Origin of the sequence: Agrobacterium tumefaciens str. B6 (genome assembly GCF_001541315.1) — a bacterium.
GTDB classification, from domain to species: domain Bacteria; phylum Pseudomonadota; class Alphaproteobacteria; order Rhizobiales; family Rhizobiaceae; genus Agrobacterium; species Agrobacterium radiobacter.
The window spans coordinates 130,376-146,478 of sequence record NZ_LMVK01000004.1 but is presented as its reverse complement, the minus strand read 5'-3'; the positions used below and the strand labels follow the sequence as shown (position 1 = coordinate 146,478).

Sequence of the window (16,103 nt, the reverse complement as noted above, 5' to 3'; positions counted from 1 at the left end):
TATGCCTTGTCCTCTTCCATCCGGACTATACCGTCGGCTCCGGCCTCTCACCGGATCTGCTGACCTTCCGGCTTTGGAGACCGGAAGCGCTCGCGGGCTCCGGGAAAAATCCCGATACCGCCGGTGGGGAATTGCACCCCGCCCTGAGAACAAGGCCAACATAAATTATCAAATGGGAAGGAATCAAGGGGCAATGGCCCGCCCATTGCCCCAATGTGCGAAAAGAATATCCCCGTTGCGGTCGCATTGGGGTATTTCCTTTCCGGGGCCAATGGCTCGGGAAAACCGCAGAATGAACCGCAAAGGGCAGGGGGTTACCGGTCGCGCAGCCGCAGTTCATCGGTCTGCATCTGCAGCGAACCGAGCGTCGACAGGAAGCTCATGCCGAGCAGGCTCTGGCCCAATTGGCCATCCTGGGCGACGAGGGCCGGGATGTTGCGCCGCACGATCGGGCCAATGCTGATTTCCGACAGGGTGACGGGAGCTGCCGCCGTGCGGCCATTCGCAGTCATGACCGGTACGGTATAGCGGAGGTTTGTGGTGTCGATGCCGATTGCGGCGGCATCTGCATTGGCGAGCACCACCGAGCTTGCGCCGGTATCGACCAGCATGTGGATCGTCTTGCCTTCGAGACCGACATTCGCCTCGAAATGGCCGCTCATCGATTTATGCAGCACGATTTCCTGCTCGCCGCCCGATGTGGTGACCACCACGGCGCGGCCGGGTATCAGGCCGCCCAGCAGTCGATCGCCGAAGGATTGCAGATCGTAGCGATAGAGATAAAGCGAGACGAGGCCGAGAATGATGACCAGCCAGACGGCGAGCTGGCGGATGACGGTGCCGAAACTGCCGCGGCTTCCGGCCAATATGCCGGCGGACAGGAGAGCGGCAATGGGCAGAAGATAGAGAACATGGGCGAATTGATCATTATCGATGCCGAGCGTTCGCCCACCGTCATGATTGATGAGCAACAGGCCAAGGCCGATGGCCAGCAGAAGGAGAACGATGGTCAGCCTGTTCATGCGGTATGCGTCTCCTTGGCGGTCTTGGGCAGGTTTGCCAGTCTTTGCGGCAGCAACCGCATGATCTCGCGGCGCTTCTCGTCGCTATACCCTGCCCAGCCGCCAATTTCATCCAGCATTCGCCCACAGCCGATGCAGAGGCTGCTGGTTTCATCGAGGCGACAGATGTGGATGCAGGGTGTTTCCATGATGATTTATATCAGGCCGTCATGCTGCAAGGGCAAGGGCGACAAGAATCACGATCTCCGTGATCTGCTGGCAGGCGCCGATGGTGTCGCCGGTATGGCCGCCGATCTTCCTGTCGCAGAGCCTGCCGAAAAGCATGGCCGCCAGAAAGGCTGCCGCCAGCACAAGGGCAATCGACAGGAGCGGCAGGGCGTGCAGCGTAAATAGTATGAAAAGCAGCAACCCGATCACAAGCGCGATGTTGCGCTCGCTTGTGCCCGGCTGACCGGCGCCGGCGGCGATGCCGGAGGTTTTGGCGGCGGGCAGGGACTGCCAGTGCCAAACCATCAGGGCGCGGCTCATGACAAGCACAGCGATCAGGGCGGCGGCGGCGGTTTTTGCCGGCAGCGTCTCAATGAGCGCGGCGAGTGCGGTGGCGCGGAGCGCAAAGGACAGGATCATGGCGATGGCGCCATAACTGCCGATGCGGCTGTCCTTCATGATCTCAAGCATTCGCGCCTTGTCCTTACCGCTGCCGAAACCGTCGGCCATGTCGGCCAGGCCGTCTTCGTGCAGCGCCCCTGTCACGAGCGCCGTCAAGCCGATGACAAGCCAGCCGGTGAGCTGGGGAGAGGCGTCGAAGGCCGCAAAAACCACAACGAGGAAAGCGGCGGGCAGGGCGATCAGCAGACCGGCGGCGGGAAAGGCGCGGGCAGTGCGGCGCATCGACACACTGTCGGCATCATCAAAAAAACGCGAGGGAACGGGCAGGCGGCTCAGAAAGGCGAGGGAATGCATGACATCTGTTATAAAATCCCCGGCCTTCATGCTCTCTCCGTTGCAGTTGCTGCATTTCCGGTTGTTCCGCGGCGCATCCGCGATTATGAGAGGCGCAACAAAGACCGATTTGCCGGAAAACACAAGTTCCGGACGCATGAGCCGATGCGACAGCCAACCCGACGACGAGAAAGACAGATATCATGAGCATGAGCGGATTGCCCTTCGACGATTTCCGCGCGCTGCTGCGCGAGCTTCCCGGCCCGGACACGCACGCGCTTGTGGCGGCCAAGGAGCGCAATGCGCAGCTGACCAAGCCTGCCGGTTCGCTCGGACGTCTCGAAGAAATCGCCATGTGGCTGGCTGCCTGGTCCGGCCGTTCTCCGGCCGTCACCCGTCCGCTGGTGGCGATCTTCGCCGGCAATCACGGTGTTACCCGGCACGGCGTTACGCCTTATCCGACATCCGTGACCCAGCAGATGGTGGAAAATTTCGCGGCAGGCGGTGCGGCGATCAACCAGATCTGTGTCGCCAATGATCTTGGCCTGAAAATCTTCGATCTGGCGCTCGATTACCCGACCGGCGACATTACCTGCGAACCTGCGCTCTCGGAGCGCGACTGCGCCGCGACCATGGCCTTCGGTATGGAGGCGATTGCCGGCGGCACCGATCTTCTCTGCGTCGGCGAAATGGGCATCGGCAACACCACCATTGCGGCGGCGATCAATCTCGCGCTTTATGGCGGCACGGCAGAAGAGTGGACCGGTCCGGGCACCGGCTCGGAAGGTGAGGTCATGGCCCGCAAGATCGCGGCGGTGAAAGCTGCCGTGGAATTCCACAAGGACCACCTGTCCGATCCGCTGGAAATCATGCGCCGTCTTGGCGGACGCGAGATCGCGGCGATTGCCGGCGCCATCCTCGCCGCCCGCGTGCAGCGTATTCCCGTGCTGATTGACGGTTATGTGGCGACGGCCGCTGCCGCTCTTCTCAAGGCCGCCAATCCTTCGGCGCTCGATCATTGCCTGATCGGCCATGTCTCGGGCGAGCCCGGCCATCTGGCCGCCATTGAAAAGCTCGGCAAGACGCCGCTGCTGGCGCTTGGCATGCGGCTTGGCGAAGGGACGGGGGCAGCACTTGCCGCCGGCATCGTCAAGGCCGCTGCCGCCTGCCATTCCGGCATGGCGACGTTCGAAGCGGCGGGTGTGGACACCCGCATCAGTTCCCGCACCGATCATTGAGGCTGAAGATGGACGTGACGCCGCAAAAGAAGCAACCGGAACCCGTCTTTCGCAAGGAAAAAGGCTGGCGGCATCTTTTGGCCGCCGCCCGCTATTCCGTGCAGGGGCTTGGCCGGCTGTGGCAGGAAGCAGCGTTCCGGCATGAGGTTCTTGCCTTCGGCGTCGGGCTCGCCCTGCTTCTGGTCGTGGGCGCGCCGTTTGCGCATCTTCTCGTCTTCACGGTGCTGATGCTGTTGCTGTTTTCAGTAGAGGCGCTGAATACCGCGATCGAAGAGCTGGTGGATCGCATTTCGCCGGAAATCTCCTCGGTCGGGCGGCATGCCAAGGACCTCGGTTCCTTTGCCGTCTTCTGCCTGTTGATGGCGAACGGATTTTTCGTGCTGTATTCGCTGGTGACGACGCTGTTCCTCTAAGCGGAGCGCCTCCGCTTTTTTGGCTAATGCTCAGGGTTTTCAGGCGAAGGACCGCCGGCGCGGCTGGATGGCGTGGGTTTCCTCCACGGCCGGCAGGCTCTGCAGCACGCGTTTTGCCGGCAGGATGGCTATGCCCTCGGTGCCCTCGCGCAGTTTCGATTTCAGGATGAACTGGCCGTCATGCTTGGCGAGAATGGCCTGAACGATGGGCAGGCCAAGACCGGTTCCCTGTTCGGCGCTCTTGATCGCGATCGAGCCCTGACCGAAGGCCGACAGCACCACGGGAATTTCATCTTCGGGTATGCCGGGGCCATTATCCCTGATCGACACATATTGGCCACCGCCCGCCGTCCAGCCGGCTTTCACAAGGATTTCACCGCCCTGCGGCGTGAATTTCACGGCATTTGAGAGAAGGTTGAGAATGACCTGGCGGATCGATTTTTCGTCAGCCCAGACCTGCGGCAGGCTGTTTTCGAACTTCTGGGAAATCCTGATATTCTTGGCGCGGGCGCGAAGCTGGATCATGCCGATGCAATCCTCGGCGATTTCCAGCATCGAGATGGATTCCTCATTGAGATCATAGCGACCGGCCTCGATGCGCGACAGGTCGAGGATTTCGTTGATGAGATCGAGCAGGTGCTGGCCGGAGCGGTGGATATCGCCGGAATATTCCTTGTAGAGCGGGTTGTTGAGCGGGCCGAGCACTTCTGACGCCATGACCTCGGAGAAGCCGAGAATGGCGTTGAGCGGGGTGCGCAGCTCATGCGACATGGAAGCGAGAAAACGTGATTTGGCCAGATTGGCCTCTTCGGCGCGGCGTCGCGCCTCATCCGAAACCGAGTTGGCGACTTCGAGCTCGGCGATAAGGTCGTCCTTTTCCGTCTGGGACGACAGGAGCTTGACGCTGGTCTGGTAGAGCCGGCTGGTGATGCGATGACAAAAGAGGATCGCCATGCCGAACATCAATGCAAGGCCGACATCGAATGGATCACGAGAGATGGCCGAGGTGACGCACAGCGCCGCCATAACCGGCAGGAATGTCATGAAAGTCGCCCGCCGCAGCATGAAATTGGCCATGGCGGTCAGCGAAAGCGCGATCAGCAGCGTTGCGCCCTTGAAGAAGAGAACAAGCGTCGGGTCGTTGCGCACCGGTTCGGCCAGTGCGAACATGGCCCATGCGCAGCCGATGAGGATCTGCATGCCGAGGAACAGATTTTTCCAGTGCTGGAGGTTTTCGGCGGTGATCTCCTGTTTCGCCGCTTTCTTGGCCAGCACCAGAGCGATGGCGTGGAAGCTGAGCGCAATCAGCGACCAGATGATCAGCCCGATGTCGCGGGTGATATAAAGACCGATGACGGAGGCGAGCACGATGAAAAGCGGCATGAACATCGCGCCCTGAAGGGTCTCGGCGATGTGCATGGTCAGCATTTCGCGTTCATAGGCTTCGGTTCCGCCAGCACCCTGTTGCAGGCGTTCACGCGTCGTCTTCACCGTGTCGAAAACCGCCTTGTTGCGGTGTTTTTTCGAGCGGTCGACGATGATCTTGTCGGTGGAAGTGCTGACGCTTTTACTCATTGTTACAACGCGGGTGACATGAACCCTTGCAGACTACGCGCAAAATCTTAAGAAGATGCTGCCGTTAAAGGATTTGTTTGCCATTTCTGACAAGGGTTTGTTGTTACATGAGACGAAATGGAGGCAAAAGCAGGCGTTTTTCGGCATTTCGCGATGGCGGGCTTTTTCTCGCCACGGTTTTTCTCGGTATTCTGATCGCGGCCAAGCTCGATCAGATCAACAGCGAAACCTATAGCGGCCGCTTCTTCGTGATCGATGGCGACACGCTGTCAAAGGGTGAGGAACGTTTCCGGCTGCTCGGTATCGATGCGCCGGAGCTTGCCCAGACATGTCTGCGCGGCAGCGAAAACTGGCCGTGCGGCGAGGAGGCGCGCCGTGTCCTGCAACGGCTGGCCCGGCCGGCGGATTTTTCCTGTTCCGGCAGTTCCAGAGACCGTTACGGGCGGCTGCTCGTCTATTGTTCCGCAGACGGCAGGGATGTCTCATCGGAAATGGTGTCGGCGGGTTTTGCGGTCGCATCAGGTTATTTCCAGTTCTCAAGCGAGCAGTCGGCGGCGCGCAGGGAGGCGCGCGGCATCTGGGCGGGAGAATTCGAGAAACCATCGCAATGGCGGCGGGAACACCGTGCCGCGGATCTGGAAACGCCGCCGGCGGGTTTCCTCACCATTATCCGCCATCTTCTGGGATGGGACCATGGTTGAGCTAGCGCTGGTGCGTGATGATGGGCTGGACGGGTTGCGCGGCGAAATCGCCCGCTGTCGTCTCTGTCGCGATATGCCGCTCAACGGAATGGCTGATCGCCTGCCGCACGAACCCCGGCCGGTGGTCGTCATGTCGACCAAGGCGCGTATCCTGATTGCCGGGCAGGCGCCGGGGCTTCGTGTGCACGAAACGGGGTTGCCCTTCAACGATGCCTCGGGTGACAGGCTGCGCCAGTGGCTGAACGTCGATCGGGAGACATTCTATGACCCGGATCGTTTCGCCATCGTGCCCATGGGCTTCTGTTTTCCCGGTTATGACGACAAAGGCAGCGACCTGCCGCCCCGGCGCGAATGTGCGCCGCACTGGCGCGAGCGGGTAATGGTGGCAATGCCGCAGGTGGAGCTGATCCTCGCCATCGGCCAATATGCACAGGCTTTTCACCTGGGTGAAAGGCGGCGCAAAACCATGACCGAAACGGTGCAAAACTGGCGCAGCTATCTCCATGCCAATTCCGGTCCCGGCATTTTTCCCCTGCCGCATCCGAGCTGGCGCAACACCGGCTGGCTAAAAAAGAACCCATGGTTCGCGGAGGAGCTGCTGCCGGTTCTGCGACAACATGTGGAAATGCGGCTTTAGTGAAACAATTTTCTGTTTTTCTGCGAAAATTAGTGTATTGAAAGGAAATTAATTCAGGAGGGTAGACGCATTGGATCGCCTAGACCGTAAGATTTTGCGCATTCTGCAAGAGGATTCCACGCTGGCCGTTGCCGATCTGGCGAAAAAGGTCGGCCTTTCCACGACGCCCTGTTGGCGGCGTATTCAGAAGATGGAAGAAGACGGCGTCATCCGCCGGCGCGTGGCGCTGCTCGATCCGGTCAAGGTCAACACCAAGGTCACGGTTTTCGTTTCCATCCGCACCGCTTCCCATTCCATCGAATGGCTGAAGCGCTTCTCCGAGGTGGTTTCCGAGTTTCCGGAAGTCGTCGAATTTTATCGCATGAGCGGTGACGTCGATTACCTGCTGCGGGTCGTCGTGCCTGACATTGCGGCCTATGACGCTTTCTACAAGCGCATGATCGCCAAGATCGAAATTCGCGACGTGTCCTCCGCGTTTGCGATGGAGCAGATCAAATATACGACCGAACTGCCGCTCGATTACATGCTGCTGGATAATCCGAAATCCGGCGAGGAGTGATCCGCCGCTGGCTGGGTTTTTGATCAATGCCCTTTCCGGCTGCCGGGGAGGGCATTTTTATTGGCGGGTTGCCTTTCCTGCCCTGCCAGGGGTTGATCCTGCCGGAAGGGCCATCCGATAGCGGCCGCCCGGCCACGACAATCTTATTCCGCCCATAACGGCAAATTCGCACATTCAATTCTCTCGGCGCTGTCTACGCGCAAACTGGGATTTTGATAAAATCTCTCGAATATCTACGCTTTTACTGTCGAAGGATGGAATAGCGAGGGATATCCATATGCTCACACGACGCGGAACATTGGGACTGATTGCAGGTGCGACCGGGGCGGCGTTTCTGCCGCATATCCGGCGGGCAAGCGCCGCAACCACCACATTGCGGATTGGCTGGCAGAAGAATGGCGTGATAGCGCTTGCGAAAAGCCAGGGCGCGCTCGAAGCGCTGCTGAAAGATCGCGGCATCGAGGTCAGGTGGTCGGAATTCTCCTCCGGACCGCCGCTTCTCGAAGCGCTTGGCGCAGGCGCGCTTGATATTGGCCCGACTGGCGATGTGCCGCCGCTTTTCGCACAGGCCGCCGGCGGCAATCTTCGTTATGTCGGCACCTACAAGGCGGCGGCCGGCGGATCGGCCATCCTCGTGCAGAAGGATTCACCGCTGAAGACGCTGGAAGACCTGAAAGGCAGGAAGGTCGCCTTCAAGCGCGGCTCCAGCGCCCATAATGTCACCGTCAAGGCGCTGCGAAAGGCGGGATTGACCTTGAACGACATTACCCCAGTCGATCTTGCGCCGCCGGATGCGGCCGCCGCCTTCCGCAGCGGCAGCATTGATGCCTGGTCGATCTGGGATCCTTATTTCGCCGTGGCGGAAAAAGAGCCGACGACGCGGGTTCTTTCGACCGCCGAGGGCATCGTCGATCCGTGGAGTTACTTCCTCGCCAATGGCGATTTCGTGGAGAGCAATCCCGATCTCGTGCCGCTGATCCTCAAGGAACTGGCGAATGTGGGTGCGAAGGCGCAGGCCAATATCGATGCAACGGCAAAATCGCTGGCGTCGATCACCGGCGTTCCCGAGGATGTCACCAAGGTCTCGCTGACACGGCCGGGAGCCGATCTCGGACGGGTCTCGCTGGTTCCGGATGAAGCCATTGCCTATCAGCAGGCACTTGCAGACGAATTCTATGATCTGAAGATCGTGCCGAAGAAACTCAAGGTGGCGGATATCGTCTGGCGTCCGAAGGCGAGTTGAGAGGGCGGGAAAGTTGAGCCTCTTCAACCCGCTGGCGGATGTTGCTGAGAGCTTGATTCAGGCAGGAGCCGTGTTCGCCATATATAGGGCGAGCGCGTGCCGCTTGTTTCTTCTCCCCGCCGGGGAGAAGAAAGGTGCCGAGATGTCGGGGGCATAAGCCTCCGATGTCGCATCAGCCCTTGAGCTTCGCAATCACCAGATGACCGGGCGTCGGATTGCCGTCCTGCATGCGCACGTTGATGTCGGTCACTTCGAGAACCTCGAAACCGGTCGCGGCCAGTCTTTCGCGGACATAAGTTTCCGCATGGGCGAAACGCTGGTGCGGGCCGACCATATAGGGGCGTCCGGCGAGCGTCGCTTCGGGCAGAGTTTCCGACGAGAAGATCAGCAGGCCGCCGGCATTGAGGTTTTCGGCAGCGCCGAAAAACAGTGGCTCCAGCGCGCCGAGATAGGGCAGCACGTCGGTTGCGGTAATGATGTCGAAGGGCTCGTCGTCATTATCCTCGAGAAAATCCTCTGCTTCGGCGACATAGAGCGTCTCGTAAAGGTCCTTCTCATGGGCGATCTCGACCATGTTTTCGGAAATATCAATGCCGGTGATATCGTCGGCCATATCGCGCAGCGCTTCGCCGGTGAGGCCGGTGCCGCAGCCGAGATCGAGCAGGCGCTTGAAGGGGCCGAGGTTGAGGGTCTGCAGCCGCTGGCGCACCATCATCGGCACGGCGTAACCGAGCTGCTCGACAAGAATATCCTCGAAGGCTTCGGCATGCTGGTCGAACAGGGTTTCGACATAGGCATCAGGTGCTTTCGATGGCTGTTCGCCCCGGCCCATGGCGGCGATGCGAACGGCCGCGCCGCCGTGATCGTCCGGATCGATGGCGAGAACTTCCTCATAGGCCTTCACCGCCGCATCCACATCGCCTGATTTTTCAAGCGCGAGTGCGCGGTTATAGGCCTCGGCAAGCGCCTCTTCGTCGATTTTCTGGTTCTTCGTCATCGTGCCTTATCCGTCAGCGTCTTCAGTTGAAGTTTGCTGTAAGCCGCATCGGAGGCGGGCGCAATGTTTATGTGGCGCGATGGCTCAGTGGAGGATGAACTCCCCTTTGAGCGCGCGCCATTCCTGCGCCGAGATCACCTGCCGGTGCACGTAGCGGACGGAGTGCAAAGGCCCGTCGAGCTTTTCCTGCCAGAATTTGAGGAAGCCGTGCATTTCGGGGAAATCAGGGGCCAGATCATAGTCCTGCCAGACATAGGTCTGGAGAACCAGCGGATGGTCCGGCAGGCGATAAAAAATCTGGGCGGTGGTGAGGCCGTAGCCTCTCAGCATCATTTCCATGTCCTTGTTCATGACGGCGGTTCCCGTTTCCATGATTGCCGATCACAGCATTGCCGCTGTATCGAATATGGGAACACGACATGGTTAATCCAAGCTTGCCAGGGACATGGATTGTCATAAAATAGTTATATTTTTCAAAATGTTAGCAGCCTTCCTTGATGAGTGCTGCCAACTTTTCCGCTTAGCGCTTGAGATGGCGCGTCAGGCGGGCCTCCAGCCATGCCCAGACATGTCTCAGCGTTTCGACGATCGTCAGGTAGAAGATCGCCGCCCAGAGATAGGCCTGATAATCGAAGGTGCGGGAAAAGGCGTAACGCGTCTGCCCCATCAGGTCGAAGACCGTGACGATGGAGACCACCGCCGAACCCTTGATCATCAGGATGATCTCGTTGCCATAGGGACGCAGCGCGACGATGAGCGCCTGCGGCAGGATGACCTTGCGGAAGGTGACGAGTTTCGACAGGCCGAGCGAGGCGGCCCCCTCGTGCTGGCCGCGCGGCACGCTGCGGATCGCGCCGCGCAGGATTTCGGCCTGATAGGCGGCGGTGTTGAGAGTGAGCGACAGGAGGCCGCAATACCAGGCCTCGCGGAAGAACCACCACAGGCCGACGGTCTCCAGCCCCTGGCGGAAGCTGCCGAGGCCGTAATAGATCAGGAAAAGCTGCGCCAGAAGCGGTGTGCTGCGAAAGACATAGACATAGGCATAGGCGAGTGCGCCGATGACGCGGTTTTCCGACATGCGGCCGAAGGCGATCGGCACGGAAAGAATGGCGCCGAGAATGATCGAGCTGCCGACCAGCGTGATGGTGGTGATGAGACCATCGATGTAACGCGGCCCGTAACGCCCGAATTTATCCCAGTCCCAGCCTTCGATCATGGCGAAGATCAGCCCGGCGGCGAGCAGCAGCCAGAGCGTGATGACGGCGATGCCGACGATGCGGGAAATATTGAGCGGCTTGTCCGCTACCGCCGGGGCAGGGCGCGCGGGAATGAGTTCCTGAACATGGCTCATCGGCTTACCTCCGACTTGCGCGACCAGCGATCGATGAAACCGATGCCGATGGACGAAAGCAGCGCGAGAATGAGATAGAGCAGGCAGGCGATGCTGTAAAAGAAGAAGGCTTCCTTGCTGACGCGGGCGGCGATGCCGGTCTGGCGGATGATATCGGCAAGGCCGATGATCGAGACGTAGGACGTGTCTTTCAGGAGGATGACCCAGAGATTGGTCATGCCGGGCAGGGCGATGCGGACGAGTTGCGGAATGATGATGAGCACCATGGTGCGGCCCCGCGAAAGACCAAGTGCGGCACCTGCCTCATATTGCCCCCTGGGTATGGCCTTGAAGGCGGAGAGCAACACTTCGGAAGCATAGGACGAGAACACCACCGACAGCGCCACCATGCCCGCCACGAAAGCGTTGATCTCGACCGGGCCGGTGATGCCGATATAACCGGCCACCGATTGCAGCAGCATCTGGATGCCGTAATAGACGATGAAGAGCGTCAGGAGTTCCGGCAGACCTCGGAAGATGGTGGTGTAGATACCGGTCGCCAGCCGCAGCGATTTTTCTTCCGATTGTGCAGCGAGCGCGATGAGAAAACCGATCAGCAGTCCGACGGGCAGGGTGGCAAGCGCCAGCGAGATCGTGACCTTGACGCCGAAAGCGATCTCATCGCCCCAGCCAGCATCGCCGCAGGCGACCAGGGTGCCGTTTCCGAAAAGCGAGAAGAGACCGACCGGCCCGCAGAAGGGATCGAGAAGTGTCGAGACATAGGTCCAGAACGCACCTATGGCGGAAAATGCTCCGCTCATGCCAGTTTTCCCCTGCGGTCTTAAGCCGCCGTGATTGTTATCGTGACGTTTTCAAACAAAAATGGCGGAAGGGCAAGCCTTCCGCCACGAGATTTCAACAGATCGAACAGGCTTACTCGCCGTAAACGTCGAAATCGAAGTATTTTTTGTTGATCTCCTGATACTTGCCGCTGGCGCGGATGCCGGCGATGGCGGCGGTGAACTTGTCGGCGAGCGCCGTGTCACCCTTGCGCACGGCAACGCCCGCGCCATTGCCGTTGATCTCGACGTCGACCTTGAGCGGCGTCAGGATCTTGCAGCAGGCGCCGGCATCCGTCTTCAGCCATTCCGAAAGCACGACGATGTCGTCGATGACGGCGTCGATGCGGCCATTGGCGATGTCGAGCTTATATTCGTCGGCGGTCGGATACATCTTCACGTCGGCATCCGGGAAATGCTTTTCGGCATAGTTGGAGTGGGTGGTGGAACCCTGCGCGCCGAGCGACTTGCCCTTGAGATCATCGAGGGACTTGATCGGCGAATCCTTCGGTACGGCGATAGCCGGCGGGGTGTTGTAATATTTCTTGGAGAAGTCGACCTTCTGGAGACGTTCCGGCGTGATCGACATGGACGCGATGATGGCGTCGAACTTCTTGGCCTGCAGGGCGGGGATGATGCCGTCCCAGTCATTGGTGACGAAGGTGCACTCGGCCTTCATTTGTTCGCACAGCGCCTTGGCGATGTCGATGTCGAAGCCGGTCAGCGTGCCGTCGGCTTCGAGATTGTTGAAGGGCGGATAGGCGCCTTCGGTGCCGATGACGATCTTGTCCTGCGCGAGGGCTGCGCCCGACAACAGCGAGATGGCGGCAATCGATACGGCTGCGAGCAGACGGGTGGAAATAGGCATTTCGATCCTCTCTTTTGGTCGTTCATCCGCAGTCTGTTGTTGTTTTCAGTGCGGACGCCATGGGCGCTGGGCGCGGCAGGACGGAGGATACCGCCTGTGGCCTTCAGCGCGGATGCAATTATTCATCCGGTTGGTCAAAAAATGCAACTGCAATATTAGCCATCGCGTTTGTGCCGCAGAGCCTCCACGAAAAGGCCTTGATCTGTTCATTTCCGGTACAGAACGCTTTGTTCATCATGGGAACCGAAGTGTGTGCCGGGCGTTGACCAGCGCCTGCACGCGCAGCCGGAATCACGATGTCGCAAGACTGGCGACCAATAATGGCAGATGAGGAAACACCGATGCTGAAGAAGAACACATTGCTGACGGGGGTGGTTTTCCCCCTCATGTCGCTGGCGATTGCGGTGGAGCCGGCCGCGGCCGGTTTTGCCGGTGCCGCGCGGGCGCAGGCGCTTCCCGGACAGGCGACGACCGGTCAGGTGATTCTGGCGCAGGCACAGCCGGAAGAGCCGAACCCGGAAGAAGAACTGCGCAAGCGGCGCAAGCAGGCCGAAGAGGCGCAGCCGCAGGCCGAGCCGCAACGCCAGGAGCGTGCACAGGAGCCGCCGCGTGAGCCGGAGCCCAAACGCGAAGCCGCGCCCGCCGAACCGCGCCCCGAGCCGCAGAGGGACCCCCAGCGTGAGCCGCAGCCCGACCCCCAGCGGGACCCGCAGCAGCAGCGCGGGGCCCGCCCGGAGCCCGTGCCGGCCGAACAGCCGCAGGAGCGCCCCCGCAACCCAGAACGCGCACAGGAGCCGCAGGGCGGGGGCGAACAGCGCCCGGCACGCCAGCGCGAGGCGGCACCCGAAGCCGCACCTGCCGAGGAGCAGCCGAAGGAACGTCCGCGCAAGCCCGAACGGGCCGAGCAGCCCGCAGGTGAGGGTGAGCAGCAGCGTCCCCGTAAGGAGCGCGCGAAAGAACCTGCAGCCGAACAGGAGCCCGCAGCACGCCCTGAAAATGCCGAGCAGCCGGCCAAGCCTCGCGAGCCGGCGCCTTCCAAAAAGCCGCAGGTAGAGGAAAAGGCCCCGGAACAGAAAGCCGAACCGGCTGAAAAAGCCGTTCCGGAGAAAAAGCCTGCCGCCCCGGAGCCGGCAGTGAAGGAAGCACCGGTTCCGACCGAAGCCCCGACGCCCGCACGTCCGCCGGCGCCCGAGGCCCAGCCCAATCCCGCACCGGGTCGTCAGCCTTCCGAACAGCCGCCGGTAGAGGGCCAGGGTAGAACTGAACCTGCAGCCCCGCTGCCAGGCGCGCCGACGCCTCCGCCGCCGAGCGGTACGACGACCGGACAGGCGCCGGCCGGCGAACCCGTGCCCAATCAGGTCGCTGTTCCGCAGACGGAAGCGCCGCCGATGACGAAGGAAGAGCTGGACAAGGCCAAGGCCATTGCCAAGGACCCGTCCAAGACCGCCGATACCGTCATTCTGCCGGTCGACAAGGGTGCCGCCGTTCTCGACAGCGACAAGGAAGTGGAACGCTCCGGCAACCGCCAGACCCGCGAGGAGCGCCGTCGTGAACGCGAGCAGGCCGGCGACGTGAAGGTTCCGACATCGGACGCCGAAGCGCAGCGCGCCGGCGCCGCCGAAGGCAAGGCTCCGCCACCGCCCGTCAAGATGGAGGCGATCACCTCCCAGCAGGGCGAACGTGTCGATCGTCGTCCGCAATATGAGCGGCCGGAAGGTGTGCGCGAATGGCAGCCGCGCGAAGGCCGCCCGCGCGATCGGGATCGTGACGGCGATGCGCCGATCATCCTGCAATTCGGCGACCGTGTCGTGGTGCGCGGCGATGATAACCAGCGCTTCATCCGCGATGGTGGTGAGCCCTACTACGAGCGCTTGGGCGGCGGCCGTGTCCGCGAAACCGTGGAGCGCCGCGATGGAACGCAGGTGGTTACGATCCGCAACCGTTATGGCGACGTGATCCAGCGCTCGCGCATCGACGATCGCGGCCGCGAATATGTGCTGTTCTATGCACCGGAGCTGATGGAAGATCCGGACCGTGATTATGTCTATCGCGATCCCGGCCTCGACCTGCCACCGATGCGCCTGCGCATTCCCGTGACCGATTACATCATCGACACGTCGAGCGATCCGGACCGCGATTATTATCGCTTCCTGGAACAGCCGCCCGTCGAACCGGTGGAGCGGGTCTATTCGCTGGATGAAGTGCGTTATTCGGCCCGTATCCGCGACAAGGTGCGCCGTATCGACCTCGATACGATTACCTTCGCCACAGGCAGCGCGGAAATTCCGATGGCGCAGGCACGCTCCCTGCGCAAGGTGGCTGATGCCATCAACAAGGCGCTCAACAGGAACCCGGGGGAAACCTTCCTGATCGAAGGCCATACCGATGCCGTCGGTTCGGATGAAAGCAACCTCGTTCTCTCGGACGAGCGCGCCGCTTCCGTCGCCAATGTGCTGACCGATGTTTACGGTATTCCGCCGGAAAACCTCGCGACTCAAGGCTATGGCGAGCGTTACCTGAAGGTTCAGACACTTGGCCCGGAACAGCAGAACCGCCGCGTCACCATCCGCCGCGTGACGCCGCTGGTGAAGCCGGTCGCCCAGAACTGATCAGGTTCAGGAACTGAAAAGAAAAAGGCCCGGAAAGCGCAAGCTTTCCGGGCCTTTTTTGTTGGTTGCGAGGCCTTCTGCTTTCACACCGTCATCCTCGCCCTTGAGGCGAGGATCCATTCCTGCGAGCGCATCGTGGATCCTCGGATCAAGCCTGAGGATGACTGAGAAGACGATTTTTTCTTCAGTTCAGCGCCACGGCGATCTCAGCAGCAAGCTGCGCATTGTTGCGCACCAGCGCAATATTGGTCTCCAGGCTGCGGCCATCTGTGAGGCGGAAAATATCGCCGAGCAGGTAGGGGGTGACTTCCTTGCCGGTGACTTCGTCGCGCTCGGCGTGCGAGATGGCGCGGTTGATGTAGATTTCCATCTCCTCGCGCGGAATTTCGTCTGCTTCCGGCACGGGATTGGCCACCAGCATGCCGCCGTCGATGCCCAGCTGTTCGCGGGTTGCCTGGAAATTGGCAATCGCCGCCGGGCTATTGAGCGAAAGCGGGCTCGACAGGCCGGAAGAGCGGGACCAGAAGGCCGGGAATTCTTCCGACCCGAAGGTGACGACAGGCACGCCGTTGGTTTCGAGAACCTCCAGCGTCTTCGGAATATCGAGAATGGCTTTCGCGCCGGCGCAGACGACGATCACGCCGGTCTTGGCAAGCTCGGTCAGATCGGCGGAGATGTCGAAGGTCTCTTCCGCGCCCTTGTGCACGCCGCCGATACCGCCTGTCGCAAAAACGCGGATGTCGGCGCGGGCGGCGGCGATCATGGTGGCTGCAACCGTGGTCGCGCCCGTGCGGCGCTCGGCGATGGCAAAGGCGATATCGGCGCGCGAGACCTTCATGGCGTCGGTTGTCTGGGCAAGCGCCTCAAGCTGGTCCTTCTCAAGACCGATATGCAGCGTGCCGTGAATGACGGCGATGGTGGCCGGAACCGCACCCTGATCGCGGATGATCTGTTCGACGCTTTCGGCCATCTCGATGTTGCCGGGATAGGGCATGCCATGGGTGATGATGGTCGATTCAAGCGCCACGATCGGCGCGCCGCGCTGCTTGGCTGCGGCGACTTCCTGAGAATAGACGATGGGCAGGAGCGGGGAGATGGGGCGGGTCATGGCATCTGTTCCAGTTTTCAAA

General features: G+C 60.9%; 17 protein-coding genes and 1 riboswitch. Of the genes, 7 read left to right on the top strand and 10 right to left on the bottom strand.

Annotation, left to right across the window (positions count from 1 at the left end):
• Positions 1-4: 4 nt before the first annotated feature.
• A riboswitch (FMN riboswitch) is annotated at positions 5-155 on the bottom strand.
• Between the two features lie 159 nt (positions 156-314).
• Genes ASB65_RS05730 through ASB65_RS05720 form a run of 3 tightly spaced genes read right to left on the bottom strand, consistent with a single transcriptional unit; the run spans position 315 to position 2,015 of the window.
• The gene (locus ASB65_RS05730; RefSeq protein ID WP_060723285.1) at positions 315-1,022 is read right to left on the bottom strand and encodes a TIGR02281 family clan AA aspartic protease; all 708 of its coding nucleotides are present in this window, start codon (positions 1,020-1,022) and stop codon (positions 315-317) included.
• Entirely contained in the window at positions 1,019-1,210 is a 192-nt protein-coding gene (locus ASB65_RS05725; RefSeq protein ID WP_003507833.1) for a DUF1289 domain-containing protein, read from the bottom strand. The genes ASB65_RS05730 and ASB65_RS05725 overlap by 4 nt, the downstream gene beginning before the upstream one ends.
• Positions 1,211-1,229: 19 nt before the next feature.
• Positions 1,230-2,015, bottom strand: coding sequence for an adenosylcobinamide-GDP ribazoletransferase (locus ASB65_RS05720; RefSeq protein ID WP_080868554.1), 786 nt, complete (start codon positions 2,013-2,015; stop codon positions 1,230-1,232).
• A 152-nt stretch (positions 2,016-2,167) separates the two neighbouring features.
• Here ASB65_RS05720 and cobT point away from each other — a divergent pair, with 152 nt between their 5' ends.
• Together cobT and ASB65_RS05710 are read left to right on the top strand one after the other, a co-directional pair.
• On the top strand, positions 2,168-3,202 hold the full coding sequence (gene cobT / locus ASB65_RS05715) for a nicotinate-nucleotide--dimethylbenzimidazole phosphoribosyltransferase (RefSeq protein WP_020012887.1): 1,035 nt from the start codon (positions 2,168-2,170) through the stop codon (positions 3,200-3,202).
• An 8-nt stretch (positions 3,203-3,210) separates the two neighbouring features.
• Entirely contained in the window at positions 3,211-3,615 is a 405-nt protein-coding gene (locus ASB65_RS05710; protein WP_003507839.1) for a diacylglycerol kinase, read from the top strand.
• 39 nt (positions 3,616-3,654) lie between these two features.
• Here the strand turns inward: ASB65_RS05710 and pdhS2 are convergent, their stop codons facing one another.
• Positions 3,655-5,190, bottom strand: coding sequence for a two-component system sensor histidine kinase PdhS2 (gene pdhS2 / locus ASB65_RS05705; protein WP_060723283.1), 1,536 nt, complete (start codon positions 5,188-5,190; stop codon positions 3,655-3,657).
• A 107-nt stretch (positions 5,191-5,297) separates the two neighbouring features.
• Between pdhS2 and ASB65_RS05700 the strand changes: the two genes are divergently transcribed.
• The 4 genes from ASB65_RS05700 (at position 5,298) to ASB65_RS05685 (ending at position 8,330) form a co-directional block, all read left to right on the top strand.
• Positions 5,298-5,891, top strand: a complete 594-nt coding sequence (locus ASB65_RS05700) for a thermonuclease family protein (protein ID WP_060723282.1) — start codon at positions 5,298-5,300, stop codon at positions 5,889-5,891.
• Positions 5,884-6,528, top strand: coding sequence for a uracil-DNA glycosylase family protein (locus ASB65_RS05695; protein WP_003507845.1), 645 nt, complete (start codon positions 5,884-5,886; stop codon positions 6,526-6,528). The genes ASB65_RS05700 and ASB65_RS05695 overlap by 8 nt, the downstream gene beginning before the upstream one ends.
• Positions 6,529-6,598: 70 nt before the next feature.
• Positions 6,599-7,087: an Lrp/AsnC family transcriptional regulator gene (locus ASB65_RS05690; protein WP_003507846.1), complete on the top strand. Its 489-nt coding sequence runs from the start codon at positions 6,599-6,601 to the stop codon at positions 7,085-7,087.
• 277 nt (positions 7,088-7,364) lie between these two features.
• Positions 7,365-8,330 (top strand): aliphatic sulfonate ABC transporter substrate-binding protein, encoded by a 966-nt coding sequence (locus tag ASB65_RS05685; RefSeq protein WP_060723281.1) that lies wholly within the window; start codon positions 7,365-7,367, stop codon positions 8,328-8,330.
• A 172-nt stretch (positions 8,331-8,502) separates the two neighbouring features.
• Here ASB65_RS05685 and ASB65_RS05680 read toward each other — a convergent pair whose 3' ends face one another.
• From ASB65_RS05680 to ASB65_RS05660, 5 genes are all read right to left on the bottom strand, one after another.
• The gene (locus ASB65_RS05680; RefSeq protein ID WP_060723280.1) at positions 8,503-9,327 is read right to left on the bottom strand and encodes a class I SAM-dependent DNA methyltransferase; all 825 of its coding nucleotides are present in this window, start codon (positions 9,325-9,327) and stop codon (positions 8,503-8,505) included.
• A gap of 84 nt (positions 9,328-9,411) precedes the next feature.
• A complete protein-coding gene (locus ASB65_RS05675; RefSeq protein WP_060723297.1) occupies positions 9,412-9,678 on the bottom strand; it encodes an usg protein in 267 nt (88 codons plus the stop codon).
• Positions 9,679-9,847: 169 nt separating this feature from the next.
• A complete protein-coding gene (locus ASB65_RS05670) occupies positions 9,848-10,678 on the bottom strand; it encodes an ABC transporter permease (RefSeq protein ID WP_060723279.1) in 831 nt (276 codons plus the stop codon).
• The gene (locus ASB65_RS05665) at positions 10,675-11,478 is read right to left on the bottom strand and encodes an ABC transporter permease (protein WP_003507866.1); all 804 of its coding nucleotides are present in this window, start codon (positions 11,476-11,478) and stop codon (positions 10,675-10,677) included. Before ASB65_RS05665 ends, ASB65_RS05670 begins: the two co-directional genes overlap by 4 nt.
• Before the next feature lie 112 nt (positions 11,479-11,590).
• Complete coding sequence (locus tag ASB65_RS05660) at positions 11,591-12,364, bottom strand: ABC transporter substrate-binding protein (RefSeq protein WP_003507867.1); 774 nt, start codon at positions 12,362-12,364, stop codon at positions 11,591-11,593.
• A gap of 341 nt (positions 12,365-12,705) precedes the next feature.
• Here ASB65_RS05660 and ASB65_RS05650 point away from each other — a divergent pair, with 341 nt between their 5' ends.
• Positions 12,706-14,973, top strand: a complete 2,268-nt coding sequence (locus ASB65_RS05650) for an OmpA family protein (RefSeq protein ID WP_060723278.1) — start codon at positions 12,706-12,708, stop codon at positions 14,971-14,973.
• Between the two features lie 184 nt (positions 14,974-15,157).
• Here ASB65_RS05650 and ASB65_RS05645 read toward each other — a convergent pair whose 3' ends face one another.
• Positions 15,158-16,081 (bottom strand): pseudouridine-5'-phosphate glycosidase, encoded by a 924-nt coding sequence (locus ASB65_RS05645; RefSeq protein ID WP_060723296.1) that lies wholly within the window; start codon positions 16,079-16,081, stop codon positions 15,158-15,160.
• Positions 16,082-16,103 lie beyond the last annotated feature (22 nt).

Bases quoted from the DNA above. Each gene is read 5' to 3' on its own strand.
- pdhS2 (WP_060723283.1), bottom strand. From the start codon at position 5,190: ATGAGTAAAAGCGTCAGCACTTCCACCGACAAGATCATCGTCGACCGC.
- ASB65_RS05680 (WP_060723280.1), bottom strand. From the start codon at position 9,327: ATGACGAAGAACCAGAAAATCGACGAAGAGGCGCTTGCCGAGGCCTAT.
- ASB65_RS05700 (WP_060723282.1), top strand. From the start codon at position 5,298: ATGAGACGAAATGGAGGCAAAAGCAGGCGTTTTTCGGCATTTCGCGAT.
- ASB65_RS05645 (WP_060723296.1), bottom strand. From the start codon at position 16,081: ATGACCCGCCCCATCTCCCCGCTCCTGCCCATCGTCTATTCTCAGGAA.
- ASB65_RS05725 (WP_003507833.1), bottom strand. From the start codon at position 1,210: ATGGAAACACCCTGCATCCACATCTGTCGCCTCGATGAAACCAGCAGC.
- ASB65_RS05710 (WP_003507839.1), top strand. From the start codon at position 3,211: ATGGACGTGACGCCGCAAAAGAAGCAACCGGAACCCGTCTTTCGCAAG.
- ASB65_RS05650 (WP_060723278.1), top strand. From the start codon at position 12,706: ATGCTGAAGAAGAACACATTGCTGACGGGGGTGGTTTTCCCCCTCATG.
- ASB65_RS05660 (WP_003507867.1), bottom strand. From the start codon at position 12,364: ATGCCTATTTCCACCCGTCTGCTCGCAGCCGTATCGATTGCCGCCATC.
- ASB65_RS05670 (WP_060723279.1), bottom strand. From the start codon at position 10,678: ATGAGCCATGTTCAGGAACTCATTCCCGCGCGCCCTGCCCCGGCGGTA.
- ASB65_RS05685 (WP_060723281.1), top strand. From the start codon at position 7,365: ATGCTCACACGACGCGGAACATTGGGACTGATTGCAGGTGCGACCGGG.
- ASB65_RS05720 (WP_080868554.1), bottom strand. From the start codon at position 2,015: ATGAAGGCCGGGGATTTTATAACAGATGTCATGCATTCCCTCGCCTTT.
- cobT (WP_020012887.1), top strand. From the start codon at position 2,168: ATGAGCATGAGCGGATTGCCCTTCGACGATTTCCGCGCGCTGCTGCGC.
- ASB65_RS05730 (WP_060723285.1), bottom strand. From the start codon at position 1,022: ATGAACAGGCTGACCATCGTTCTCCTTCTGCTGGCCATCGGCCTTGGC.
- ASB65_RS05665 (WP_003507866.1), bottom strand. From the start codon at position 11,478: ATGAGCGGAGCATTTTCCGCCATAGGTGCGTTCTGGACCTATGTCTCG.
- ASB65_RS05695 (WP_003507845.1), top strand. From the start codon at position 5,884: ATGGTTGAGCTAGCGCTGGTGCGTGATGATGGGCTGGACGGGTTGCGC.
- ASB65_RS05675 (WP_060723297.1), bottom strand. From the start codon at position 9,678: ATGAACAAGGACATGGAAATGATGCTGAGAGGCTACGGCCTCACCACC.